The sequence below is a fragment of the Geodermatophilus sp. YIM 151500 genome, from assembly GCF_025716945.1.
Classification (GTDB): domain Bacteria; phylum Actinomycetota; class Actinomycetes; order Mycobacteriales; family Geodermatophilaceae; genus YIM-151500.
The window spans coordinates 106,992-129,661 of the sequence record NZ_JAOVZT010000010.1 but is presented as its reverse complement, the minus strand read 5'-3'; the positions used below and the strand labels follow the sequence as shown (position 1 = coordinate 129,661).

The 22,670-nt window shown below is 74.4% G+C and carries 16 protein-coding genes and 2 pseudogenes; 3 read left to right on the top strand and 15 right to left on the bottom strand.

Annotated features, from left to right (window positions below; translation table 11 throughout):
* Positions 1 to 459 precede the first annotated feature (459 nt).
* Positions 460 to 3,300: an ATP-binding protein gene (locus OF117_RS16495; protein WP_263553931.1), complete on the bottom strand. Its 2,841-nt coding sequence runs from the start codon at positions 3,298 to 3,300 to the stop codon at positions 460 to 462.
* Between the two features lie 199 nt (positions 3,301 to 3,499).
* Between OF117_RS16495 and OF117_RS16490 the strand changes: the two genes are divergently transcribed.
* Positions 3,500 to 4,258, top strand: coding sequence for an SDR family oxidoreductase (locus OF117_RS16490; protein WP_263553930.1), 759 nt, complete (start codon positions 3,500 to 3,502; stop codon positions 4,256 to 4,258).
* 94 nt (positions 4,259 to 4,352) lie between these two features.
* Positions 4,353 to 5,747, top strand: a complete 1,395-nt coding sequence (locus tag OF117_RS16485; protein ID WP_263553929.1) for a helix-turn-helix domain-containing protein — start codon at positions 4,353 to 4,355, stop codon at positions 5,745 to 5,747.
* 75 nt (positions 5,748 to 5,822) lie between these two features.
* On the opposite strand, the gene OF117_RS16480 is transcribed toward OF117_RS16485, so the two are convergent.
* From OF117_RS16480 to OF117_RS22160, 6 genes and pseudogenes are all read right to left on the bottom strand, one after another.
* Positions 5,823 to 6,770 carry an alpha/beta hydrolase gene (locus OF117_RS16480; protein WP_263553928.1) on the bottom strand — a complete coding sequence of 316 codons (948 nt, stop codon included), beginning with the start codon at positions 6,768 to 6,770 and terminating at the stop codon, positions 5,823 to 5,825.
* Positions 6,771 to 6,810: 40 nt separating this feature from the next.
* A complete protein-coding gene (locus OF117_RS16475; RefSeq protein WP_263553927.1) occupies positions 6,811 to 7,761 on the bottom strand; it encodes an alpha/beta hydrolase in 951 nt (316 codons plus the stop codon).
* 298 nt (positions 7,762 to 8,059) lie between these two features.
* On the bottom strand, positions 8,060 to 8,230 hold the full coding sequence (locus OF117_RS22295; RefSeq protein ID WP_411969463.1) for an aldo/keto reductase: 171 nt from the start codon (positions 8,228 to 8,230) through the stop codon (positions 8,060 to 8,062).
* Positions 8,231 to 8,412: 182 nt separating this feature from the next.
* Positions 8,413 to 9,432, bottom strand: coding sequence for a zinc-binding dehydrogenase (locus OF117_RS16470; protein WP_263553926.1), 1,020 nt, complete (start codon positions 9,430 to 9,432; stop codon positions 8,413 to 8,415).
* Between the two features lie 173 nt (positions 9,433 to 9,605).
* Positions 9,606 to 10,091: an aldo/keto reductase gene (locus OF117_RS22165; RefSeq protein ID WP_318014265.1), complete on the bottom strand. Its 486-nt coding sequence runs from the start codon at positions 10,089 to 10,091 to the stop codon at positions 9,606 to 9,608.
* A gap of 130 nt (positions 10,092 to 10,221) precedes the next feature.
* Positions 10,222 to 10,491: pseudogene (locus OF117_RS22160) on the bottom strand (aldo/keto reductase); the annotation flags it as partial.
* A 102-nt stretch (positions 10,492 to 10,593) separates the two neighbouring features.
* Between OF117_RS22160 and OF117_RS16460 the strand changes: the two are divergent.
* Positions 10,594 to 11,490, top strand: a complete 897-nt coding sequence (locus OF117_RS16460) for a helix-turn-helix transcriptional regulator (RefSeq protein ID WP_263553925.1) — start codon at positions 10,594 to 10,596, stop codon at positions 11,488 to 11,490.
* Between the two features lie 55 nt (positions 11,491 to 11,545).
* On the opposite strand, the gene helR is transcribed toward OF117_RS16460, so the two are convergent.
* The 8 genes and pseudogenes from helR to OF117_RS16420 form a co-directional block, all read right to left on the bottom strand.
* Complete coding sequence (gene helR, locus OF117_RS16455) at positions 11,546 to 13,705, bottom strand: RNA polymerase recycling motor ATPase HelR (RefSeq protein WP_263553924.1); 2,160 nt, start codon at positions 13,703 to 13,705, stop codon at positions 11,546 to 11,548.
* Positions 13,706 to 13,977: 272 nt separating this feature from the next.
* Positions 13,978 to 14,112 (bottom strand): hypothetical protein, encoded by a 135-nt coding sequence (locus tag OF117_RS16450; protein WP_263553923.1) that lies wholly within the window; start codon positions 14,110 to 14,112, stop codon positions 13,978 to 13,980.
* A gap of 129 nt (positions 14,113 to 14,241) precedes the next feature.
* Positions 14,242 to 16,629, bottom strand: a complete 2,388-nt coding sequence (locus tag OF117_RS16445; RefSeq protein ID WP_263553922.1) for an excinuclease ABC subunit UvrA — start codon at positions 16,627 to 16,629, stop codon at positions 14,242 to 14,244.
* 191 nt (positions 16,630 to 16,820) lie between these two features.
* Positions 16,821 to 17,231, bottom strand: a complete 411-nt coding sequence (locus tag OF117_RS16440) for a VOC family protein (protein WP_263553921.1) — start codon at positions 17,229 to 17,231, stop codon at positions 16,821 to 16,823.
* 5 nt (positions 17,232 to 17,236) lie between these two features.
* The gene (locus tag OF117_RS16435) at positions 17,237 to 17,686 is read right to left on the bottom strand and encodes a helix-turn-helix transcriptional regulator (RefSeq protein ID WP_263553920.1); all 450 of its coding nucleotides are present in this window, start codon (positions 17,684 to 17,686) and stop codon (positions 17,237 to 17,239) included.
* A gap of 93 nt (positions 17,687 to 17,779) precedes the next feature.
* The gene (locus OF117_RS16430; protein ID WP_263553919.1) at positions 17,780 to 20,080 is read right to left on the bottom strand and encodes a M28 family peptidase; all 2,301 of its coding nucleotides are present in this window, start codon (positions 20,078 to 20,080) and stop codon (positions 17,780 to 17,782) included.
* A 550-nt stretch (positions 20,081 to 20,630) separates the two neighbouring features.
* A pseudogene (locus tag OF117_RS22290) lies at positions 20,631 to 21,515 on the bottom strand (flavin-containing monooxygenase); the annotation flags it as partial.
* Positions 21,516 to 21,555: 40 nt separating this feature from the next.
* Positions 21,556 to 22,668: a class I SAM-dependent methyltransferase gene (locus tag OF117_RS16420; RefSeq protein WP_263553917.1), complete on the bottom strand. Its 1,113-nt coding sequence runs from the start codon at positions 22,666 to 22,668 to the stop codon at positions 21,556 to 21,558.
* Positions 22,669 to 22,670 lie beyond the last annotated feature (2 nt).

Here is a 22,670-nt window from a genome sequence, read left to right as displayed (position 1 = left end):
CGCTGCTGCGGCACTGGCACCGCACGTGGGGTGCCACGGAGGAGGAGGTCGCGTCGACGATGCCGGGTGACGATCTGCTCTCCCGCGCCCAGTACCGCTGCACCCGCGCCATCACGATCGCCGCCACACCCGACGAGGTGTGGCCCTGGCTGGTCCAGGTCGGCGTCCGGCGCGGCGGCTTCTACGCCGACGACCTGCTCGACAACTTCGCCCGCCCGAGCGCCCGGGTGATCGTCCCCGAGCTGCAGGACATCCACATCGGTCAGTGGCTGGCGATGGTGCCGAGCCCGTCGGAGCGGACGGCGTTCCGCGTCGACGGCTTCATCGCCCCGGAGTGGCTGCTGTGGCGGACGCCGAACCGCACGTTCGCGTGGCGCCTCCGGCCGCTCCCCGGGGGGCGGACCCGGCTGGTCACCCGCCTGCAGACCGTCTACGAGTGGTCGCGCCCGTTGGTCCTGCTCACGGTGCTGCTGATGGAGGTCGGGGACTTCCCGATGATGCGGCGGATGTTGCGCGGGATTCGAGATCGTGCCGAGGCCGAGCACCGGCGCCGAGCGGCGGGAAGTCGGGGAGCACTCGCTGGAGGTCCCGGCGGGAGCTGATGTCCAGCTTCACGAACACCTTGCGCAGATGCCATTCGACCGTGCGTGAACTCAGGTACAGCTGAGCGGCGATCTCCGGGTTGGTGAGCCCGGCGCACGCCAGGCGGGCGACCTGTGCCTCCTGGGCGGTGAGCTCGGGACGCCCGATCCCCGACCGTCCGCGCACCGTCTCCCCGGTCGCGAACAGCTCGCGTCCGGCTCGCTCGGCGAACGCGTGCGCTCCCATGCGGGTGAACGCGTCGTGGGCGGTGCGGAGGTGCTCGCGAGCGTCCGCGCGTCGCCCTTCGCGCCGGAGCCACTCGCCGTACAGCAGGTGGGCTCTGGCCAGCTGCGCGACAGCGGAACTGCGCGACAGCCGCTCGATGCCCTCCCGGTACAGCGCGTCCGCCACGTCGCCGTCGCTGAGGAGAGCACGCGAGCGCGCCTCGATGCCGCGGGCCCAGTCGGTGTCGCTGAGGCCGGATCGCGCGGCGAGCCGCCCGCAGGCGGCCTCGGCGAGGTCCCGGTGGCCGCTGCGGACCGCGGCCTCGACCATCTCGACCAGCGCCCACCCCGGGACGACCAGCTCGTCGTGCTCCGCTGCCGACTCCGCCGCGGCCAGCGCCGCCTCGTAGTGGCCGAGCCCGTTCTCCAGCACCGCCGTCGCGTACTCGGCCATGGTGAGCGCCCGTCCCTCACCCCTCCTCGTCGCGGCGGCGCCGAGGGCTGCGATCAGCGGGACCGCCTCCTCGTCTCCTCGCCATGCGGCCAGGACGAGTGCTGTGTGGACGATGGGCGCGCTGCCCGTGAGCTCCGCGATCACGTCCTCCTCGTCGAGCAGGGCGGCCGCGGCGACGAAGTCCCCCCTGTGCACCTGCACGTACGCCAGGGAGTTGATCGCGACCGCGAGGAGGGTGAGCGAGCCGGCCTGCCGGGCCAGGTCCGTCTGGCGGGTGGCGAGCCGGAACCACGCGGCGTCGTCCCACACCTCCGGGGCAGCCCGGGAGGCCAGCCACAGCCAGCGCCGGGCGCTCTCCCCGTCGTCCTGGCGGAAGCCGTCGAGGGCGCGACGGATCACGGGCGCCCCGGCGGCGAAGCCCTCGGTCACGCGGGTCGCCAGAGCACTCAGCATCAGGTCCGGTGCACGCACCGGACCTGCCCTCGGCGCCGCGGACCGAGCCGCCTCGGCCACGGCCCGCCGCTGGCGGGGGTCGAGGAAGCGGCCGGCGAACACGGTCGCAGCGATGGCCTCCAGGTACGTCTCCCGGGCCAGGTCGGCGTCCAGCCGCTCCAGCCGCCGCGCTGCCCCGAGCAGCGGGAACACCGCATCGACACCGCGGGAACGGGAGAAGGCGATCTGCGCGCGCAACCGCTCCGTGCCGGCGAGCTCCAGCTCGTCGAGGGGGCCCAGCGCGGCCGTGGCGAGCAGCTCCGTGGCGCGGTCCGCGGCCCCGGCCTGATAGGCGGCGCGGGCAGCGGCCAGCGCCCGCCGCCCTCGACACCGTGGGTCGGGCGTCAACTCGGTGGCGCGCTCCAGGAAGGCGGCTGCCGCCGCCATCCCGCCGCGGCGCTGCGCTCGGGCAGCCGAGCTCTCCAGCTCCTCCGCGACGTCCTCGTCGGGTCCCGCTGCGGCGTACGCCCGGTGCCAGCCACGCCGGTCGGGGTCGAGGGCCGGATCCGTCACGTCGGCCAGGGCGCGGTGCACGAGGTGGCGTTCCCCGGGGAGCGCCGTTCCGTAGATCGCCGAGCGCACCAGCGGGTGGCGGAACCGCACTCGTGCGCCGAGCTCGACCAGCCCGTCGTCGACGGCGGGACCGGCGGCACCGGTCTCGATGCCCATCCGCGCCGCGGCCCGCCACAGCAGGCTCGCGTCGCCGGTCGGCTCGGCGGCCGCTGTGAGCAGCAGGCGCTGCGTCACGCCGGGCATCGCCCGGTACCGGCTGACGAACCCCTGCTCGATCCGGCTCGTGAGGTGTCCCCTGGCCGGCGCCGCGAACCCGTCCGCCAGTTCGGCCGGGCTGGCGCTCCTGGGGACCTCCAGCACCGCGAGCGGGTTGCCGCGGGTCTCCGCGATGATCCGGTCCCGCACCCGCGGATCGAGCCATCCGGGCATCACGGAAGCCAGCAACCGCCGGGCGTCGTCGTCCCCGATCCCCTCGACCGCCAGGTCCGGCAACCCGTCGAGCCGGCGTTCCTCGCTGGGCTCACGGCCGGCGAAGACCATCGCGACCGGATCGGCGTGCAGGCGCCGCGCCGCGAAAGCCATGGCCTCGCCGGAGGCACGATCGAGCCACTGCACGTCGTCGACGAGGCAGACCAACGGCCGGTCGGACGCCGCCTCGGACAGCAACGTCAGGACGGCCAGCCCGACCAGGAACCTCTCGGGGACCGCCAGGTCGCGCAGGCCGAGCACGGTCCGCAGCGCATCCCGCTGGGAGGGCGGCAGGCGCTCGAGTGCGCGGAGCAGGGGCGCGCAGAGCTGGTGGAGACCGGCGTAGGGGATCTCCATCTCGGACTGGACACCGGCGGCCCGGAGCACACAGCAGTCCGAGGCCTCCTCCGCGACGTGGTCCAGCAGCGCGGTCTTGCCGATCCCGGGTGCTCCGCGCAGCACCAGCACGGCGCTGGAACCTGCCCGCACATCGGCGACCAGGCGCTCCAGACGAGCGGTCTCCCTGCCACGCCCCAGCAGCGGGGAACGGCCACCGCGGATGGCCACGATCCGAGCCTGGCAGCGCGTGATCGGCTGGGCCAAGAGCCGTTGGTCCGTCGTCCCGGCCGCCGTACTCGCGCCCGGCACCGGGCCCCGGGGGTCCCGGGACCCGTGTCCCCACAGGGGTGTCGACCGGCGCGGTCCCCGTGGTCCCGGGACGAGGGTCGACCACCGCACAGCACCCGCTGCGCTTCGGAGGTCCACCATGAAGATCGTCGTCATCGGCGGGACGGGACGGATCGGGTCCAGAGTCGTCGCCAAGCTGGCCGAACACGGCAACGAGGCGGTCGCCGCCTCCCCGGCCACGGGCGTCGACACCCTGACGGGCCAGGGACTGGACGGCGTCCTCGTCGGCGCCTCGGTGGTCGTCGACGTGTCGAACTCCCCCTCCTTCGAGGACGCCGCGGCACGGTCGTTCTTCACCACCTCGACCCGCAACCTCCTGGCCGCCGAGGCTGCCGCCGGCGTCGGCCACCACGTGGCCCTGTCCGTGGTCGGCACGCGGCGCACGCCGGAGATCGGGTACTTCCGCGCGAAGGCCGCCCAGGAGGAGCTCATCGAGGCCTCGCCGGTCCCCTGGTCGATCATCCACGCGACACAGTTCTTCGAGTTCACCGCAGGGATCGCCGACGGTGCCACCGTGGACGGGACCGTCCACCTGCCCCCGGTGCTCTACCAGCCGATGGCGGCCGAAGACGTGGCGACCGCCGTCGCGCGGACCGCGGTCGGCCCGCCGACGAACAACCACGTCGAGGTCGCCGGGCCGCAGCGGTACCGATTCGACGAGTTCGTCGAGCTGGCCCTCCACGCGGTCGGCGACCCCCGTCCCGTGGTGGCCGACCCTCACGCGCGGTACTTCGGCGCGGAGCTGGGCGAGCGCACGCTCGTCCCCGAGGACGACGCCCTCCTCGGCAGCACCCGGTTCGAGGACTGGGTGCGCCGTCCCGCGGACGTGCGGCGATGACACGCCCGTCGAGCGACAGGATCACCGCCGGCCCGGCGGTCGGCGAGCTGAGGCGGCCGGCCGCCGGACCGGCCGCACCCTGACGGGAGGACCCGTGGACGCCGAACCCCTCGGTCAGGTGGTCCGCGGCCTCCGCCTCGCGGCCGACCTCACGCTGGAGGGGCTGTCGGAGGCATCGGGGATCAGCGCCCGCGCCCTCAGCGACATCGAGCGCGGGGCCGCGCGGGCCCCCCAGCACCGGACCATGCTCGCCATCGCGCAGGCCCTGGACCTGCCCGAGGCCGACCGTGCGGCGCTGCTCCAGGCGGCACGAGACGGGCGTCGCCGCCCCCAGCGCGCGCCGTCCTGGCGACTCCCGCTCCCGCGGGACACCGCGGACTTCACCGGCCGCGAAGCGGAGCTGGCGTCGGTCACGGCGGCGCTGACCGGCGCCCGGGCCGCGCGGTCGCCGCTCGTGGTCGTGACCGGTCCCCCCGGCTACGGCAAGACCAGCGTGGCGGTCCGGGCATCGGCCCGGCTGCGAAGCGCGTTCCCCGACCAGCTCTTCGTCGACCTGGGCGGTGTGACGCACGAACCGCCGTCGCCGCGAGCCGTCGCCGACCGCGTGCTGGGCGCGCTCCTCGGCCGGGAGAGCACGGGTCACGACACGGGGTACGTGCGGGAGCTGCTGGCCGAGCGCCAGCGCCTGCTGGTCCTCGACGACGCCGCCAGCGAATCGCAGATCAGGGCGCTGCGGCCGACGACGGGCCCGACCGCCCTCCTGGTCACCAGCAGGCGGTCGTTGGCCGGGCTGGACGAGGCCGGGCGCGTCCCGCTGGACCGGCTGCCGAGCTCGGACGCCCGTCAGGTGCTGGCCGCGATCATCCCGGCCGAGCAGGCCGCGCAGACGGATCTCGCCCGATTGGCACGGCTGTGCGACCACGTCCCCCTGGCATTGCGCATCGCGGGCAACCGCGTGGCCAGCCGACCCGGGTGGACGGCGGCCGGGCTGGTGGAACGCCTGGCGGTGCGGGAGCACCGGCTGGACGCGCTGACCGCCGGGGATCTGCAGATCCGCGCGGCCATCAGGTCGTCCGTCGACCAACTCGGACCGGCCGCCCGGCGGCTCTTCCGGCGGCTGGCGCTGGTCGACGAGCCGACGGTCCCTGCCGGCCTCGCCGCTGCGCTGGTGGGGGAACCGCGTTGGCGCGCGGAGGACGTGCTCGACGAGCTCGCCGACCTGAACCTCGTCCAGCCCGCACCAGGCGACCGCTACGCCCTCCGCGGTCTTCTCCGGCTCTACGCCGAAGCGGAACTCGCCACGCACGAGTCACGGGCGGCTCGTGCGGCGGCGCGCGCGGCTGCGGACCAGTGGCGTCGCACGTCGTCGGGCTCCCCGGGACAGCCGGGTCCGGGGGTCCGCCGGGAAGGCCGGCACGGCGCGTCCCCGAGACCCCCGGTCCGCCTCGGGCGTCGACACGGGAGGCGGCAGCTGGTGGCACGCAGCTGAGGTGCAGGTGGCCGTGTCCCGTCGGGGCGAGGGTCACCCACCCGGGCAGCGCCCCCGGTCAGGACGACGTCGGCCTCAGGACGACGTCGTCGTCGGCGCGACGGAGTCCCCGCTGCCGAGCCCGGAGGTCGCCGAGGCGTCGCGCGCCTTCGGTACGGATGTCGTCGTCGCGTGACCACCCGAGGTGAACCGCTGGACGAAGTCGAGCGCCGTCTGGGCGACCTCGCGCCAGCCGTGGTCGATCGTGAGGGAGTGGCCTCGATCCGGGATCTTCACGATCACCGTCACGGCGGCGTTGCGCCTCTGCCGCTTGTAGGCAGCGTTGGCGATCGCCCACGGCACCGTGTGGTCCTTCTCGCCCTCGATGATGAGCAGGGGCCCGCGGTCGGGGTTGTTCGTGTCGACCTTCGCCTCCGTCCACGGGTTGAGGTTCGCGTTGCCCATCTGCACGAGCGAGATCCCGGAGCCGGCGACGTGGTAGCCGTCGTAGAGCTCCCTGGCCTCCTTCTCGTCCAGCGCGTTCGCCCAGCTGTACGTGAACTGGTCGAACGTGAGCGTGAGCGCGCGGCCGCGCGTGCGCGGGTCGATCCGGAACGGGCCCGCCGACCTGAGCGTGGAGACCGGCAGCGGCAGGACGCCGCGGAAGATCCCAGGATCGATCGCCACCGTGGCGGCCGAGAGGCCCCGGCCCGCCAGCATCTGCGCCAGCAGGCCCCCTGTCGAGTGCCCCATGACCACCGGCTTCTCGTCCAGGGCCTTGATGATCTCGGTGGTGTGAGCGGCGACCTGCTCCAAGGTCTTGCCCGCGAGGACCTCCGGCTCCGCCCGGGCGGCTTCGATCGATCCGGGATCGTCTGGCCAGTCCGGCGTCAGCGGCGCGTAGCCGGCCTGCTCGAAGAAGTCCACCCAGTTGGCCCAACTGCTCGGCAGCAGCCAGAGTCCGTGGATGAGGACCACCGGGGTGTTGCCGGAGGCGTTGGCCGCCTGGATCTCCCGGCTCTCCCGCTCGGAGATCGACGCCATGACGAACTCTCCTTCGGTCGGGTGGAGCAGTCCTGGAGCGCTAGGGGGTGCCGAGGGCCTTGCGGAGGACGTGGACGGCCTGCTCCACGGCGGCGGTCGTGGCCTGTGTCCGCCGGAGCGGATCGAGCATCATGAAGTCGTGGATGATGGCGTTGCAGCGCACGGTCGTGACCGGGACGCCGGCCTCCAGCAGGCGCCGGGCGTACGCCTCTCCCTCGTCGCGGAGCACGTCGTTCTCGTCCACGATCAGGAACGCCGGCGGGGGGCCGGCGAGCTCCTCGCGCGAGGCACGCAGCGGTGATGCAGTCACCTCCGATCGGCGCTGCTGGTCCGGGGCGTAGCAGTCCCAGAACCAGGCCATTCCCTTGGCCGTCAGGAACGGCCCGTCGGCGAACTCGGAATAGCTGGCGGTGTCCTGGGCGGCGTCGGTGACCGGGTAGTACATCGACTGGTGCACGAAGGTCACGTCGCCACGCTGCTTGGCCAGGATGGCCAGGACGGCCGTCATGTTCCCGCCGACGGAGTCACCGGCCACGGCCATGCGGGCGGCGTCCAGACCCTCGGACGCGCCGTCGCCGGTGATCCAGCGAGCGACCGCGTAGGCCTGCTCGATCGCGACCGGGCACCGCGCCTCGGGCAAACGGTCGTACTCGACGAACACCACCGCGGCGTCCGCCCCGGCGGCGAGCTCGCACACGAGTCGGTCATGGGTAGCGGCGTTGCCCAGCACCCAGCCGCCGCCGTGCACGTACAGCACGACGGGGAGCTCGCCGATCGCACCCGCGGGCCGCACGATGCGAACCCGCACGTCCCCCACCTCTGCGGGGACGGTCGTCCACTTCTCCTCGACGGCCGGCCTGTCGGCGGGCGCGGCCTGCACGTCGTCCAGGACCTTGCGCGCTCCTTCGGGTCCCAGCTCGTAGAGGAACGGCGGCGCGGCGGTCGCCTCGGCGAACGCCTGGGCCTCCGGCTCCAGAACGTGCTTGCCCATGGTGCGACTCCTCGTCTGCGCGGCGGGTGACGGCGTCTCGACGAGCGTCACCGCGCTGCGCAGGGAGGACCACGCAGACGCCACGCAGAACTCCGCTTCTGCGTCTCCGACGCGGGTGCTGCCGCGGCCCCGGAACACGACGGCGACGCGTTCGAGCCGTCAGCGACGACGCGCCCCGGCCGTCAGGGAGTGGTCGCCGTAGCTGTCGTCGTCGGGGTTGACCGTCACCCCGGGGGCGACGAGTTCGTCGATGCGGTCGAGCACGTCGGTCGACAGGGCGGCGTGCGCGGCCGGGAGGTTAGGACTCGAGCTGCTCCATCGTGCGCGGCCCGACGATCGCCGACGTGACGCCGGGGTGGGTGATCACGAAGGCGATCGCCAGCTCGATGAGCGAGAGGCCTGCCTGGTCGGCGAGCCGGGCGAGGTCCTCGACGACGTCGAGCTTGCGCTGGTTGGCCGGGCGGCTCAGGTCGAACCGCGCCCTCGGCCGGGCGCTCGACGCCGGCGCGCCGGCGGCGCCCTGGGCGGGGACGCGTGGCGGGCGAGCTGCCGGCGGCGCTCCCAGCGGTGACGTGCGCGCCCCACCCGGTCTCCGGGCCGGCCCCGCCGTCGGCGAGGCCGGCCCGGATGGCCAGGTGCGTCATGACGGGGTCAGGGACGGACGAGGACCTTCAGCGACTCGCGGTCGTCCATCGCTCGGTAGCCCTCCGGCACGCCGTCGATGCCGACCGTGCGGTCGAACACCCTGCCCGGCTCGATGCGGCCGTCGAGGACCTCGGGCAGCAGCTCCTCGATGTACCGACGCTGGGCGCCGGGGCCGCCGGTGAGGGTGATGTTGCGGCCGAAGAGCGTGCCCATGCCGACCGCCGCCTCCTCGTACTGCGGCACGCCGACCCGGCTGATGATCCCGCCGGCCCGTACGGTGCCGACGGCCTGCTCGTAGGCCGGCATGTGCCCGACGCACTCGAGCACCGCGTGCGTGCCGTGCCCGCCGGTCAGCTCGCGCACCTTCGCGATGCCCTCCTCACCGCGCTCGGCGACGACGTCGGTCGCGCCGAACTCGACGCCGAGGTCGGTCCGGGTCTTGTGCCGCCCCATCAGGACGATCTGCTCGGCGCCGAGCCGCTTGGCCGCCAGCACGGCCAGGAGCCCGACGGCGCCGTCGCCGATGACCGTGACCGACGTGCCGGGGCCGACCTTGCCCTGCACCGCCGCGTGCTGGCCGGTGATCATCACGTCGGACAGCGTCAGCAGCGAGGGCAGCAGCGCGGAGTCCTCGCCCACCGGGGCCTTGACCAGCGTGCCGTCGGCCAGCGGCACGCGGACCGCCTCCGCCTGCGCGGTGGAGAAGAACCCGCCGTGCTCGCACGAGGTGGTCAGCCCCTCGCGGCAGAACACGCAGGTGCCGTCGAAGTAGGCGAACGGCGCGATGACGAAGTCCCCCCGCTGCACCGCCGACACCTCCGAGCCGGTTTCCTCGACGACGCCGACGAACTCGTGGCCCATCTGCGTGCCCTGCCCGGCCGGCATCGAGTGGTACGGGTGCAGGTCGCTGCCGCAGACGCAGGCGCGCACCACGCGCACCAGCGCGTCGGTGGGAGCCTCCAGCGTCGGGTCGGGAACCTCCTCGACCCGGACGTCGCCGGCGCCGTACATCAGTGCTGCTCGCACGTTGCTGTCCCATCTGTCGTGATGTCGTTCGCACGCTGTCGACCTCCACGGAACCCCCCGAACGGGTCGCCGTGGCAGTGCCTGTCGTTCCAGGTACTGGCAGGGCCCCTCTGCCGAGTTGCGGGTGCCCTGCCGACCGGAGTGGCCGGCGCCCTGCTCGCCTGCGTGCCTCGTCAGGCCTCGGGGATCTGCAGGCCGAAGGTCTCGCGGGTGATCGCCGCCGGGTCGGGACCACCGCGGACGCCGGTGTCGAGGGCGTCGATGGCGCCCGACTGGTCACCGGTGAGCTCGAAGTCGAAGACGTCGAAGTTCTCGGCGATCCGCGACGGCGTGACCGACTTCGGGATGACCTGGCGGCCCTGCTGGAGGTGCCAGCGCAGCATGACCTGGGCCGGCGTCCGGCCGTGCGCGGCCGCGATCTTCCCGATGGTGGCGTCCTCGAGGGTGCTGCCGTGCGAACCGGCGCGGTAGAAGGTGATGCCGCCGATCGGCGACCACGCCTGGGTGAGGATCCCGTGCTCCGCGTCGACCGCGAGCAGGTCGGACTGCCGGAAGTAGGGGTGCACCTCGATCTGGTTGACCGCGGGCACCACCGACGACTCCGCCAGCAGGCGGCCGAGGTGCTCGGGCCTGAAGTTGCTGACCCCGACCGCCCGCACCGCCCCGTCGGCGAGCAGCCGCTCCAGCGCCCGGTAGGCGTCCAGCGCGAGGTCGAACTCCGAGGGGCAGCGGCTGGTGAAGGATCAGCAGGTCGATCTGCTCGATCCCCAGCTTGCGTGCGCTCTTGTCGAAGGCGTGCAGCGTCGCGTCGTAGCCGTAGTCGGTGATCCAGACCTTCGTCTCGACGAACACCTCGGCACGGTCGAGCCCTGCGCGGCGGATGCCCTCCCCCACCTCGCGCTCGTTGAGGTAGGCCGCGGCGGTGTCGATGTGCCGGTAGCCGGTCGCGAGGGCGGTCTGCACGGCGGCGACCGTCTCGTCCGGGGGTGTCTGGAAGACGCCGAACCCGATGGCCGGGATCTCGACGCCGTTGTTCAGGGTGAACGAGGGACTGGTCATGCGGACGACGCTAGGTCCGGCCTCCCGGGGCTCGGGAGGACCTGTCGAGCCAGGGACTGCCAGTGCCTCCCAGGTCGGACGGCGGCTACCTACCGTTGAGCCATGCCTCCATCCGACCTGGCCGGGGAGATCCGCGAGTTCCTCAGCTCGCGCCGGGCGCGCATCACGCCCGACCAGGCGGGCCTGCCGGCCTACGGCGGCAACCGCCGGGTGAAGGGTCTGCGCCGCGAGGAGGTGGCGATGCTCGCCGGCGTCTCGGTCGACTACTACGTCCGCATGGAACGCGGCAGCCTGGCCGGCGCCTCGGAGAGCGTGCTCGACGCGGTGGCCGACGCGCTCCGGCTCGACGAGGCCGAGCGGACCCACCTGTACGCCCTCGCCCGGCAGAGCGGCCCCCGCCGGGCAAAGCGCAGGCGGACCACGCCGGCCACCGTCCGACCCGCGATCCAGCAGATGCTCGACGCCATGACCGACGCCCCCGCATGGGTGCGCAACGGCCGCCACGACATCGTGGCGATGAACGGCCTGGCACGGGCGCTCTACTCCCCCGTGCTGGCCGCACCGCGGCGTCCGGCCAACACGACGCGCTTCATCTACCTCGAACCCGACGCTGCGCAGCAGTTCTTCGTCGACTACGACCGCACCGCCAACGACGCCGCCGCGATGCTCCGCCTGGAGGCCGGCCGCAATCCGCACGACAAGGAGCTGATCGAGCTGGTCGGTGAGCTGTCCACCCGGTCGGAGGTGTTCCGGCGGCGCTGGGCCAGCCACGACGTTCAGTTCCACCGCAGTGGGCAGAAGCGGCTGCGGCATCCGGTCGTCGGCCAGCTCGACCTGGACTTCGAAGGCATGGAGATCGCCTCCGCCCCGGGCCTGCACCTCAACGTCTACACCGCCGCCGCCGGCACCCCGACCGCCGATGCGCTCAGGCTGCTCGCGTCCTGGGCGGCCTCCCAGGAGGAGCTGCCCACCGAGACGGCGTCACCGGCCGCGCACTGACCGGCGCCCCGGGCGCTTGCCGTCCGCCCGGGAGAAGGTGTCCTGGCGTCGTTCCTCAGGTGCTCGTCAGGATCACGAGTTGCTGCGTCGCCCGCGTCATCGCGACATAGCGGTCGACGGCTCCTTCGATGCCCGCGCCGAACGCCCCGGGATCGACGAGGACCACCAGGTCGAACTCGAGCCCCTTGGCCAGCTCCGGGGTCAGCGACCGGACGCGGGGCCCCGCCCGGAACCCTGCCCGGACCGTGGGATCGCCGATGACGCAGGCGGTTCCCTCGGCGTGCGCGGCCAGCCAGGTGTCGAGGATCGGGCCCAGCTCCGACACCGACCCGTGCACCACGGGGACGCCGCTGCTGCGGATCGACGTCGGCACGTTGGCGTCCGGCAGCACGGCTCGGATGACCGGCTCGGCCTCGGCCATGACCTCCGCCGGCGTCCGGTAGTTGGTGCCGAGCGAGGCCAGACCGATCCGGTCGAGCCCGATCCGCTCGAGCCGCGCCTGCCACGACTCGGTGAACCCGTGCCGGGCCTGGGCGCGGTCCCCGACGACGGTGAAGCTGCGGGACGGGCAGCGGAGCAGCAGCATCTGCCACTCCGCGTCGGTCAGCTCCTGCGCCTCGTCCACGACGACGTGCGCGAACGGGCCGGCCAGCCGGTCCGGGTCGGCACCGGGCAGCGCGGCCTGGTCGACCAGGGCGTCCCGCAGGTCGTGGTGGCGCAGGGTGGTCATCAGCAGCAGCTCGGAGTCGTCGGCCTCGATCAGGCGGTCGATGACGTCGGCCATGCGCTCGCGCTCGGCGGCGACGGTGGCCTCCTGCCGACGCCTGCGCCGGGACGCCTCCGGGTCGCCGAGCCGCTGCCGCGCCGCGTCCAGCAGCGGCAGGTCCGACACCGTCCACGCCTGGGCGTCCGCGCGCTGCAGCTTCCGGACGTCGTCGACGCCGAGCCACGGGGCGCACCTGCGCAGGTAGGCCGGCACCGACCACAGGTCCCCCACCAGGTCGGGGGCCTCGAGCAGCGGCCACGCCCGGTTGAAGGCGCTGACCAGGTCCGGGTTCCGCGACAGCGACGTGCGGAGCGCGGCGGACGGGACGTCGGCGTCGTGCTTGTCGACCAGGATCGTGACCAGCTGCTCCCAGACCTGGTCGCGCGCCTCGTTGTGCGGCGTACCGGGCTCGTGCGCCTGGAAGGCCTCGGCCCAGTCGTCGGCGGACAGCCGGACGTCGTCCCAGTGCGTCTCGACGGTCATCCCCGTGGTCGGCGGCTCCTCGTAGAAGCCGACGGCCGACTCGATCGCCTCCACCAGGGCCGCCGACGACTTCAGCCGGGCCACCTCCGGGTCGGTCTCGGCCGCTGCCGCCGTCCCCTCGGGGACGAGATCCCGCAGCGTGCAGATCTGCACGCCCTCCTCCCCCAGGCTCGGCAGCACGTCGGCGACGTATGCCAGGTACGGCTGGTGCGGTCCGACGAACAGCACGCCGCCCCGGTGGTGGCCCAGGCGCGGGTCGGAGTACAGCAGGTAGGCCGAGCGGTGCAGGGCGACGACGGTCTTGCCCGTGCCCGGACCGCCGTCGACGACGAGCGCGCCGTCGGATCCCGCGCGGATGATCGCGTCCTGGTCGGCCTGGATGGTGCCGAGCACGTCGCGCATCCGGGGCGACCGGCTGCCACCCAGGCTGGCGATGAACGCGGACTGGTCGTCGAGCGCGGCGTGCCCCTCCAGCCCGTCCGGGGTGAACACCTCGTCCCAGTAGTCGCTGATCCGGCCCCGGGTCCAGCGGTACCTGCGCCGGCTGGCCAGACCCATCGGGTGGGCGTGGGTCGCTCCGAAGAACGGCTCGGCCGCGGAGGAGCGCCAGTCGACCAGCAGCCGACGTCCCGCGCTGTCGCTGAGTCCCAGGCGGCCGACGTACACCGGCTCGGCGCCGTCCGCGGCGACCATGCGGCCCAGGCACAGGTCCAGCCCGTGACGCCGGAGGGTGCGCAGCCGGGCGGTCAGCCGGTGGATCTCCAGGTCCCGGTCCAGCGCCTCCTGCCCCGAGCCGCCGGGCTCCCTGCGCTCGGCGTCGAGACGGTCGGACAGGTCGGCGATCGACCGCTCGAGGCTGGCCGCGATGGCGGCGAACTGCTCCTCGTCGGCAGCGATCAGGATCGGGTCGGCCTTCGGAGCGAGGTGCTCGGGAAGGTCGAACGCGGTGGTGGTCAGGGGATTCACGTCATCGGTTCCCATCCGAGGTCCGCACTTTCCGGCCTGCCATGTCCGGCGCTCCCGAGCGGCTCGACGTCGCGCTTTCCGGGAGCCGTTTCCGCAGGTGGTGGCCTCGGCCGGCGATTCTGCGGCACGACCGGGGTCTTGCCGCAAGCCCCCGGGTGCGCTATACGTTGGAAGTGGCAGGGAGCGGGTGCTCCCTGCCTTTTCGTCGCCCTGACGGCGGCCCGCCTGCGGTGGAGCGCCGGACCTCCCGTTGCGCGGGATCGTGCGCACGCCTAGCCGGTCGTCGCGGCGAGCCGCTGCTGCACGTCCAGGGTGAGCTCCAGCGCCGGCAGGGCGCTGGCCGGTTCGAGGAGGTTGTCGGTGGAGGTGGCCCGCCAGCCGCCGCGGACCCCGTACGGGGCGGGCATCGGCGCCGAGCTGGCGCACCACGCCACGGCGCCCGGGTAGCCGAAGACGACCTCGACGGCCCAGCCGCGGCCGGCCGGGCCGCCGACGACGCCCGCCGCGTGGACCCCCAGCCGGCGCGAGCGCCTCGATCAGGCGCCGACGTAGTCCGCGAGGTGCTCGCCGGTGAGCGTGGTGCGGGCGGCGACGAGGTCGGCGGGGGTGCCCTGGAAGACGATCCGGCCGCCGTCGTGGCCGGCGCCCGGGCCGAGGTCGACGAGCCAGTCGGCGTGCGCCATGACCGCCTGGTGGTGCTCGATGACGATGACCGACTTGCCGGAGTCGACGAGCCGGTCGAGCAGGCCGAGCAGCTGCTCGACGTCGGCGAGGTGCAGGCCGGTGGTCGGCTCGTCGAGCACGTAGACGTCGCCCTTCTCGGCCATCTGCGCGGCCAGCTTGAGCCGCTGCCGCTCGCCGCCGGACAGCGTGGTCAGCGGCTGGCCCAGGGTGAGGTAGCCGAGCCCGACGTCCTCGAGCCGGTCCAGGATCGCGTGGGCGGCCGGCGTGCGCGCCTCGCCGTCGGCGAAGAACTCCTCGGCCTCGGCGACCGGCATCGCGAGCACCTCGGCGATGCTGCGGCCGCCCAGCGTGTACTCCAGCACCGCCGGCTGGAACCGCTTGCCCTCGCACACCTCGCAGGTGGACTCGACGGTGGCCATGACGCCCAGCTCGGTGTAGATGACGCCGGCGCCGTTGCAGGCGGGGCAGGCGCCCTCGGAGTTGGAGCTGAACAGGGCCGGCTTCACGCCGTTGGCCTTGGCGAACGCCTTGCGGATCGGGTCGAGCAGGCCGGTGTAGGTCGCCGGGTTGCTCCGCCGCGAACCCCGGATGGCGCCCTGGTCGATCACCACGACACCCTCGCGGCCGGCGACCGAGCCGTCGACCAGCGAGCTTTTGCCGGACCCGGCCACGCCGGTGAGCACGACCAGCACGCCGAGGGGGATGTCGACGTCGACGTCCCGGAGGTTGTTCGTGGACGCACCGCGGACCTCGAGCGCGCCGGACGGCGTGCGCACCGTTTCCTTGAGCCTCGCCCGGTCGTCGAGGTGGCGGCCGGTCGTGGTGTCGCTCCCCCGCAGCCGGTCGACGGTGCCCTCGAACACCACCTCGCCGCCGGCGGTGCCGGCGCCGGGGCCGAGGTCGACGACGTGGTCGGCGATCGCGATCGTCTCCGGCTTGTGCTCCACGACCAGCACGGTGTTGCCCTTGTCCCGCAGCCGCAGCAGCAGGCCGTTCATCCGCTGGATGTCGTGCGGGTGCAGGCCGATCGTCGGCTCGTCGAAGACGTAGGTGACGTCGGTGAGCGCCGAACCGAGGTGGCGGATCATCCGGGTGCGCTGCGCTTCCCCGCCGGAGAGGGTGCCGGCCGGCCGGTCCAGGGAGAGGTAGCCGAGCCCGATCCCGTCGAAGGAGTCGAACAGGTGCTGCAGGCCGCCGAGCAGCGGCGCCACGGATGGCTCGTCGAGCTCGCGCAACCAGTCGGCCAGGTCGCTGATCTGCATGGCGCACAGGTCGGCGATGTTCTTGCCCGCGATCCGCGACGACCGGGCCTCCGGGGCCAGGCGGGTGCCCGCGCAGTCGGGGCAGGTGGTGAAGGTGACGGCCCGCTCGACGAACCGCCGGACGTGCGGCTGCATCGCCTCGACGTCCTTGGCGAGCATCGACTTCTGGATCCTCGAGATCACGCCTTCGTAGGTGAGGTTGACGCCCTCGACCTTGATCTTGGTCGGTTCCTTGTAGAGGAGGGCGTGCATCTCCTTCTTCGTGTAGTCGCGGATCGGCTTGTCCATGTCGAGCCCGGCGCCCTGGAAGAGGCGGCCGTACCAGCCGTCCATGCTGTAGCCGGGGATGGTGAGGGCACCCTCGTTCAGGGACTTCGAGTCGTCGTACAGCGCGGTGAGGTCGATGTCGTTGATCGAGCCCATGCCCTCGCAGCGCGGGCACATGCCGCCGAGCCGGGTGAAGGTCGCCTTCTCGGACGTCGTCCTGGCGCCGCGCTCGACGGTGATCGCGCCGCTGGCCCGCACCGAGGGCGTGTTGAAGGAGAACGCGCTCGGCGGGCCGATCTGCGGCTGCCCGAGCCGGCTGAACAGGATGCGCAGCATGGCATGGGCGTCGGTGGCGGTGCCGACGGTGGAGCGCGGATTGGCGCCCATGCGCTCCTGGTCGACGATGATCGCCGTCGTCAGCCCCTCGAGGACGTCGACGTCCGGCCGGGACAGCGTCGGCATGAAGCCCTGCACGAAGGCGCTGTAGGTCTCGTTGATCATCCGCTGCGACTCCGCGGCGATCGTGTCGAAGACCAGGGAGCTCTTGCCCGAGCCGGAGACCCCGGTGAACACGGTCAGCCGGCGCTTGGGGATCTCGACGCTGACGTCCTTGAGGTTGTTCTCGCGCGCGCCGTGCACCCGGATCCACTCGTGGCTGTCGGCGGCGTGCAGCCCGGGGGACGCCGCGTCCGTCGTGGTGGCCGTGCTCATCGTGTCTCCATCCGTCGGACGGGCCGCCCTCGCGATCTCCGTCGTCCTCGCCCGGCCCGGTCCGACCGGCCCGGGCGCTGCGTCCGGTTCCTCCGTCGGCGCGGTCGCCGCACCCCTCCGTTGTCTACCCGATCGGCGCGATCGGCCGGCGAGCGACGCCCGTCCGGGTGACGGGGCGGTCGCCGGACGGCTCAGCGGCGCTCCTGGATGCGGATCTCGTTGCCCGCGGGGTCGCGGAAGGCGCAGTCGCGCACGCCGTAGGGCTGGTCGACCGGCTCCTGGGCGACCTCGGCGCCCCGCGACTCCAGCGTCGCGAAGGCGTCGTCGAGGTCGGGGGTGGCGAGGTTGACGCCGAAGTAGCTGCCCTTGGCGACGATCTCGGCGAGCATGCGCTTCTCGTCGTCGGTGAGGCCTGGACTGGCCGCGGGCGGGTGCAGCACGATCGAGGTGTCCGGCTGACCGGGCGGGCCGACGGTGATCCACCGCATGCCGCCGTAGCCGACGTCGTTGCGGATCTCGAAGCCGAGGGTGTCGCGGTAGAAGGCCAGGGCGGCGTCGGGGTCGGTCTGGGGCAGGAAGCTCGCGTGGATGGTGAGGTCCATGGCCGTCACGCTAGGGACGGCGCCGCGGCGGACGCTTCTCGATTCCTGACCGGTCGGGTCACCCGCTTGGCCACGCACGGGGGCATCCCCGCCGTCGCGCTCGCCGCCCGTTCCCGGTAGACGCTGGGCGGGACGCCGACGAGTTCGGTGAAACGGGTGCTGAAGGTGCCCAGCGACGAGCAGCCGACCGCGAAGCAGACCTCCGTGACGCTCAGGTCACCGCGGCGCAGCAGCGCCATCGCCCGCTCGATGCGCCGCGTCATCAGGTACGCGTAGGGCGACTCGCCGTAGGCGCGGCGGAACTCGCGGCTGAGGTGCCCGGCCGACACGTGCGCGCCGCGGGCGAGGGCTGCCACGTCCAGCGGTTGCGCGTACTCGCGGTCGATCCGGTCGCGGACGCGGCGCAACCGCGCGAGGTCGCGCAGGTGCTCCGTCTCGGCGGGGCGGCCGGTCACCCGCGAGATCGTGCCACGGTGCACCGACGTCCTGGGGCAGCCCCGGATCCCCGCGGTCGACGACCGCGTCCGCGGCACCCCCACGTCCGGGCCTCACAGCGCCACGGCCCGGCTGACGAACACCTGCGGCGTGACGAGCACCCGCCCCGCCGGCGGGTCGAGCCGGGGCGCGTCGGTCAGGTCGTCGCTGCGGTCGGCGATCCGCACCGTGAGCGGTCTACCGCCGGGATCCACGGCGAGCCGGACGACGACGCCGTCCGGCGCCGCTCCCGTGAACTGGAAGCCGAAGTCCCACGGCCCGCTGGGGCCGTGGACCGGCACCCGACGGCCGGCCACGACCGCCTCGCGGACCGTGGCGCCGCCGGCCGCCACCCACAGGCCGAGGCCCGGTGCCGCGCGCCGGGAGGACAGCCGGAGCGTCAGCTCGCGGACGCCGTCGCCGGTCCGGTCGCCGAGCACCTCCAGGTCGGGCCCGGGCAGGTCCGTGCCGGCCGCCGGACCGTGCGCGATCCGGTCGCCGTCCGTCCACGGCATCGCCTGCCGCAGCGGCTCCGGCCCGTCCGGCAGGAGCGTCCGGCTCCACCGGGACGACGGCGGTCGCAGGGAGATCCAGCGTCCCTCCCCGGTGTCCGCGTCCAGCGCGTACCGGAGCGACTCCTGCCGGGGCGGCGTCGCCCCCTCCCGGTTGAGCACCAGGCCCGACGCGGTGAGGGAGACCGCGAGCACGAGGGCCAGCCCGGGGGGCAGCAGCAGGCGCCGCCGCGGAACTCCCGGCCGGGCCGGCCAGGCGGCGTCGGCCACCGGGAGCGCGAGCAGCAGCAGGACGGCGAGGAGCGCCGCGCTCGCCGGCCCGCCCACCCCCAGCCCGACGTCGAAGCCGGTCCAGACCGCCGGCGCGAGCAGGACCGCCGCGGGCACGAGGCCGGCGACCACCGGGATCCCCCGCCACCGGGCCGGGAGCACCGCCGCGACGAGGGCACCGAGCGAGGCAGCCAGCGTCGGGAGCACGAGCGTCATCGACGTGCCCGGCAGCGCGACGGCGAGCAGCACCCCGCAGGCGGCGAGGAGGACCGCGGACCCGGTGGCCAGGGCGTCCGGGCCGAGCCGCCGGCGGAGCGGGCCGAGCACGGCGAGCGCTACGGCGAGGGCGGCGAGCAGCACCGCGACCTGGTACGGCACCGGCCGGTACGGCTCGCCGACCACCGCCGACGCCTGGCCGGGGTCGATCGCGAGCGCGGCCTGCCACAGCGCGTAGCCGGCGAGGCCCGCGACGACGACCACGACCGCGGCGGCGCCGGCGGCCAGCGCCGTCCGCGGGAGCGTGAGCGCGCGGCGCCGGCGCGCGACCACGACCGGCGCGACCGCGACCGCGACGGTCCCGGCCGCCAGCGGCACCTCCCAGGACGCCGGGTAGCGGAGCAGCCCCGACGGCAGCGCGGTGACGAGGTCCTCGCCGCCGTCCGGGAGCGAGGTGAGGTCGCGGTCGGCGAGATCGCGCGCCAAGGCCAGGCTCGCCCGTCCCATCTGCTGCAGCGACCCGGCGTCGAGGTGCTCGAGATCGTCCAGCGGTGAGTGGTAGTAGGCGCCACCGGCGACCAGCGCGGTGTCGTAGCCGTGCATGCCCGCCGCGTCGAAGTGCCGGAAGTCGCTGTCGTTCGGCAGCGCCTCGAACACCGCCTCGGAGCCGGAGTCCACGAGGACGCCCGGCGCGGAGGACAGGGCGTCGAGCAGGCCGTCGTTCGGCGAGGTCATCCGGAAGGTCACCGGTGGCCCGGTGACGCCGCGCGCCTCGTGGTTGAGCACCACCGTGGTGCCCGGCGCCCCGGCCCGCGTCCGGACGAAGGCCTCGGCACCGAGCAGCCCGTCCTCCTCGCCGTCGGTCAGCAGGACGACGACGTCGTTGCGGCGGTCGACGGCGCTCAGCGCCCTGGCGGTCTCCAGCACCGTCGCGACACCGACCCCGTCGTCGCCGGCGCCGGGTGATCCCGCCACGGTGTCGTAGTGCGCGGCGAGCAGCACCGTGCCCGTGGGAGCCGAGCCCGGCAGCGTCCCCACCACGTTGGCGACGGCGGCCAGCCGCTGCGTCCCCGGCGCGCCCCGGTCCGTCAGCCCGACGTCCTGCTGCACCTCCGTGGCCAGCCCCCAGGACCGGAGACGCTCGACGAGGTGGTCTCGTGCCTCGGCGTGGGCCGCCGAGCCGGGCGGCCTCGGGGCCTCGGCGATCCGGTCGAGGTGGCGGATCGCCCGCTCCGCGCTGAACGCGCCCTCGGGGGCGTCGGCGGGGACCGGCGCCGGCGGCACCAGCGCCAGGACCGACGCAAGCCCGACGGCCAGCAGGACGGCGACGCCCAGGAGCGCCACCGGCCGGACCGGCGCGCGCCATCCACTCGTCACGGGGCCTCCCGGGAGCCGCGGCGGCCGCCAGGCGCCCGGCCGGGCCCACGCTAGTGACGTCGACGCCACGGAAGTGCCCGCCGGCTCCCACGACCTGCGCGGCGACGGCCTCGGGCTGCTGGACGCCCAGGTCGCGCGCTCGGAACGGGATCTCGCACCGCCGCACGAGCCGATCGGCATCCGCGCGGGGCAGCAGCGGGCTGCCGACGTCGAGCGCCGGCGGGGTCATGCCCCGCCGCCTCGCGAGGGGGCCGGCGGGACCGGCACGCGGGCCCGACGGCGGCACGGCCCCGGCGACGACCCGAGCGAGGGCGCGCGCCAGGGCGCGCGCCTCGGGGCCCCGGCCGTGCAGGTTGCCGTGGAAGGGCGGCCGGTGCCCGGTGAACCACAGGCCCGGTGCCTGCGGCAGCGCGGCACCGCCGACGGCGAGGGGCCGGCCGCGGCCGTCGAGCACGCCGAGGTGGCCCACCAGCGGTTCCAGGCCGGTGCGGTAGCCCGTGGCGCAGACGACGACGTCCGGATCGAGCCGCCGCCCGTCGACCAGCCGCACCCCGGCGGGCTCGAACGCCTCGACCTCGGGGACGACCGCCGCGTCCCCGCGGGCGAGCGCGGCGACGAAGCCGTCGTCGGCCGCCGGGCTCACCCCGGACGAGTGGAACCGGGTGGCCGCGCCGGCGGGCGGCCGGGGCACGCCGACGCGGGTGAGGTCCCCGAACGCCAGGCGCGAGACGGCCGTCGTCGACGCGTCCTGGAACCGCACCGGCGCCCAGCGGGTCAGCACCGACACCGGGTGCAGCGGCAGCCCGGCCAGCCGGCGCGGCACCACGGTGACGCCGGACCGCGCCGACACCCACAGCCGGGCGACGTCCGCACCGACCAGCGCGCCGGCCAGGTCCACGCCCGAGTTGCCGAGGCCGACGACGAGCACGCGGTGACCGGCCAGGTCGGCCGGCCGGCGCACCTGCGCCGCGTGCACCACGACCCCGCCGAACTGCTCCTCCCCCGGCCAGTGCGGCCGCACGGGCACCCGGTCGGGTCCGGTGGCGAGGACGACGTGGGCGGCGTCCAGGTCACCGCGCGGGGTGCTCGCGCACCAGCCGGCATCGGAGCGCTCGACCCGCCGGACCGGCACGCCCCACTCGACCGGCAGGTCCAGCCGCCGCTCGTACTCCTCCAGGTAGGCCACGACGTCGTCGCGGTGCGGGAAGGCACCGGCCGAGCGCGGGAAGCGCAGCCCGGGCAGCTCGGAGAACCGCCGGTGGGTGTTCAGCCGCAGCCGGTCGTGGCGATCGCGCCACGGCTGGGCGACCCGCGGAGCGCCGTCGACCACGCGGGGCCGGATGCCCTGCCGGAGCAGGGCGTGCGCCGTGGCCAGGCCGGCCGGGCCGGCACCGACGACGAGCACGCGGGCCGGAGCCGCAGCGCAGAGGGTCATGTCCTCGCCTCCTCGGACGTCGTCGCGCGTGGTGCCGGGCTCACCGGACCGCGGTGAGCACGAGGTTCACGCCGTCGTCGACGGCGAGCCGCGCGTCGCGGAAGCCGGCCTCGGTGAGCAGCGCCAGCCGGCGCGCCGGGCCGCCCTGGGTGCCCAGCCCGTAGCGGCCGGGCTGGCCCAGCGAGCCGGGCGTGCACACCGACGTGGAGCAGGAGTAGTCGATGCGGACCGACGGGTTGCCGATGCCGTCCTCCAGCCGGTCGAGCGACCAGGGCTCGACGGCGACGACGATGCCGCCGTCGACGAGCCGCTCGCGCGCCCGGCGCAGCGCCGCGGGCGGGTCGCCCATGTCGTGCAGGGCGTCGAAGAAGACGACGACGTCGAAGGGGCCGGGGCCGATCACGGTGGCGTCGGCGGTGCGGAAGGCGACGTCCGTCCGGCCGGCCTCGATCGCCTTGGCGCGGGCGGCGACCACCGACGGGTGGTGGATGTCGAAGCCGGTGACGGTGCACGCCGGCCAGTGCGCGGCGATCTGCAGGGTCGACTCGCCGCGCCCGCAGCCGACGTCGGCGACGCGCGCGCCCGCCTCGAGCCGGTCCACCAGGCCGTCGACCGCCGGGAACCAGGTGGTCGCGAGCTGGTGGGTGTAGGCCGTGCGGAAGAACCGCTCGACCCCGCCGAACATCGACGGGGGGAAGACGTCGTAGTCGATGCCGCCGTCGCCGCGGAACGCCTCCTCCAGCGCGGCGAGGGTCGCGTACTGCCCCGCGACGATCTCCGCCGCGCCGACGACGTAGGCGGGCGAGCCGGGGAGCGACAGCACCATGGCGTGCTCGGCCGGGAGCTCGTACGTGCCGGCGTCCGGGTGGTGGGTGACGTAGGAGGACACCGTCATCGCGGCCAGCCACTTGGTCACCAGCCGGGGGTGCAGGCGCGTGGACGCGGCCAGCTCGGCTGCGGTCAGGGGACCGGCGCCGGTCATGGCCGCGAACAGCCCGAGGCGGTCACCGATCACCGTCATCACGGTCGTCGCGGCGCCGGCGAGGTCGGTGAGCAGCGCCCCGGCGAAGGCCTCGACGCGGGTCTCGTCGACGCGGGCGGCGTCCGGGATCGTGCTGTCGGGGGTTCGGAGGTCGGTCGTCGTGGTGGTCATGC

Bases quoted from the DNA above. Each gene is read 5' to 3' on its own strand.
- OF117_RS16490 (WP_263553930.1), top strand. From the start codon at position 3,500: ATGAAGATCGTCGTCATCGGCGGGACGGGACGGATCGGGTCCAGAGTC.
- OF117_RS16460 (WP_263553925.1), top strand. From the start codon at position 10,594: ATGCCTCCATCCGACCTGGCCGGGGAGATCCGCGAGTTCCTCAGCTCG.
- OF117_RS16420 (WP_263553917.1), bottom strand. From the start codon at position 22,668: ATGACCACCACGACGACCGACCTCCGAACCCCCGACAGCACGATCCCG.
- OF117_RS16445 (WP_263553922.1), bottom strand. From the start codon at position 16,629: ATGAGCACGGCCACCACGACGGACGCGGCGTCCCCCGGGCTGCACGCC.
- OF117_RS16450 (WP_263553923.1), bottom strand. From the start codon at position 14,112: ATGCCCGCCCCGTACGGGGTCCGCGGCGGCTGGCGGGCCACCTCCACC.
- OF117_RS16480 (WP_263553928.1), bottom strand. From the start codon at position 6,770: ATGGCGTCGATCTCCGAGCGGGAGAGCCGGGAGATCCAGGCGGCCAAC.
- OF117_RS16475 (WP_263553927.1), bottom strand. From the start codon at position 7,761: ATGGGCAAGCACGTTCTGGAGCCGGAGGCCCAGGCGTTCGCCGAGGCG.
- OF117_RS16440 (WP_263553921.1), bottom strand. From the start codon at position 17,231: ATGGACCTCACCATCCACGCGAGCTTCCTGCCCCAGACCGACCCCGAC.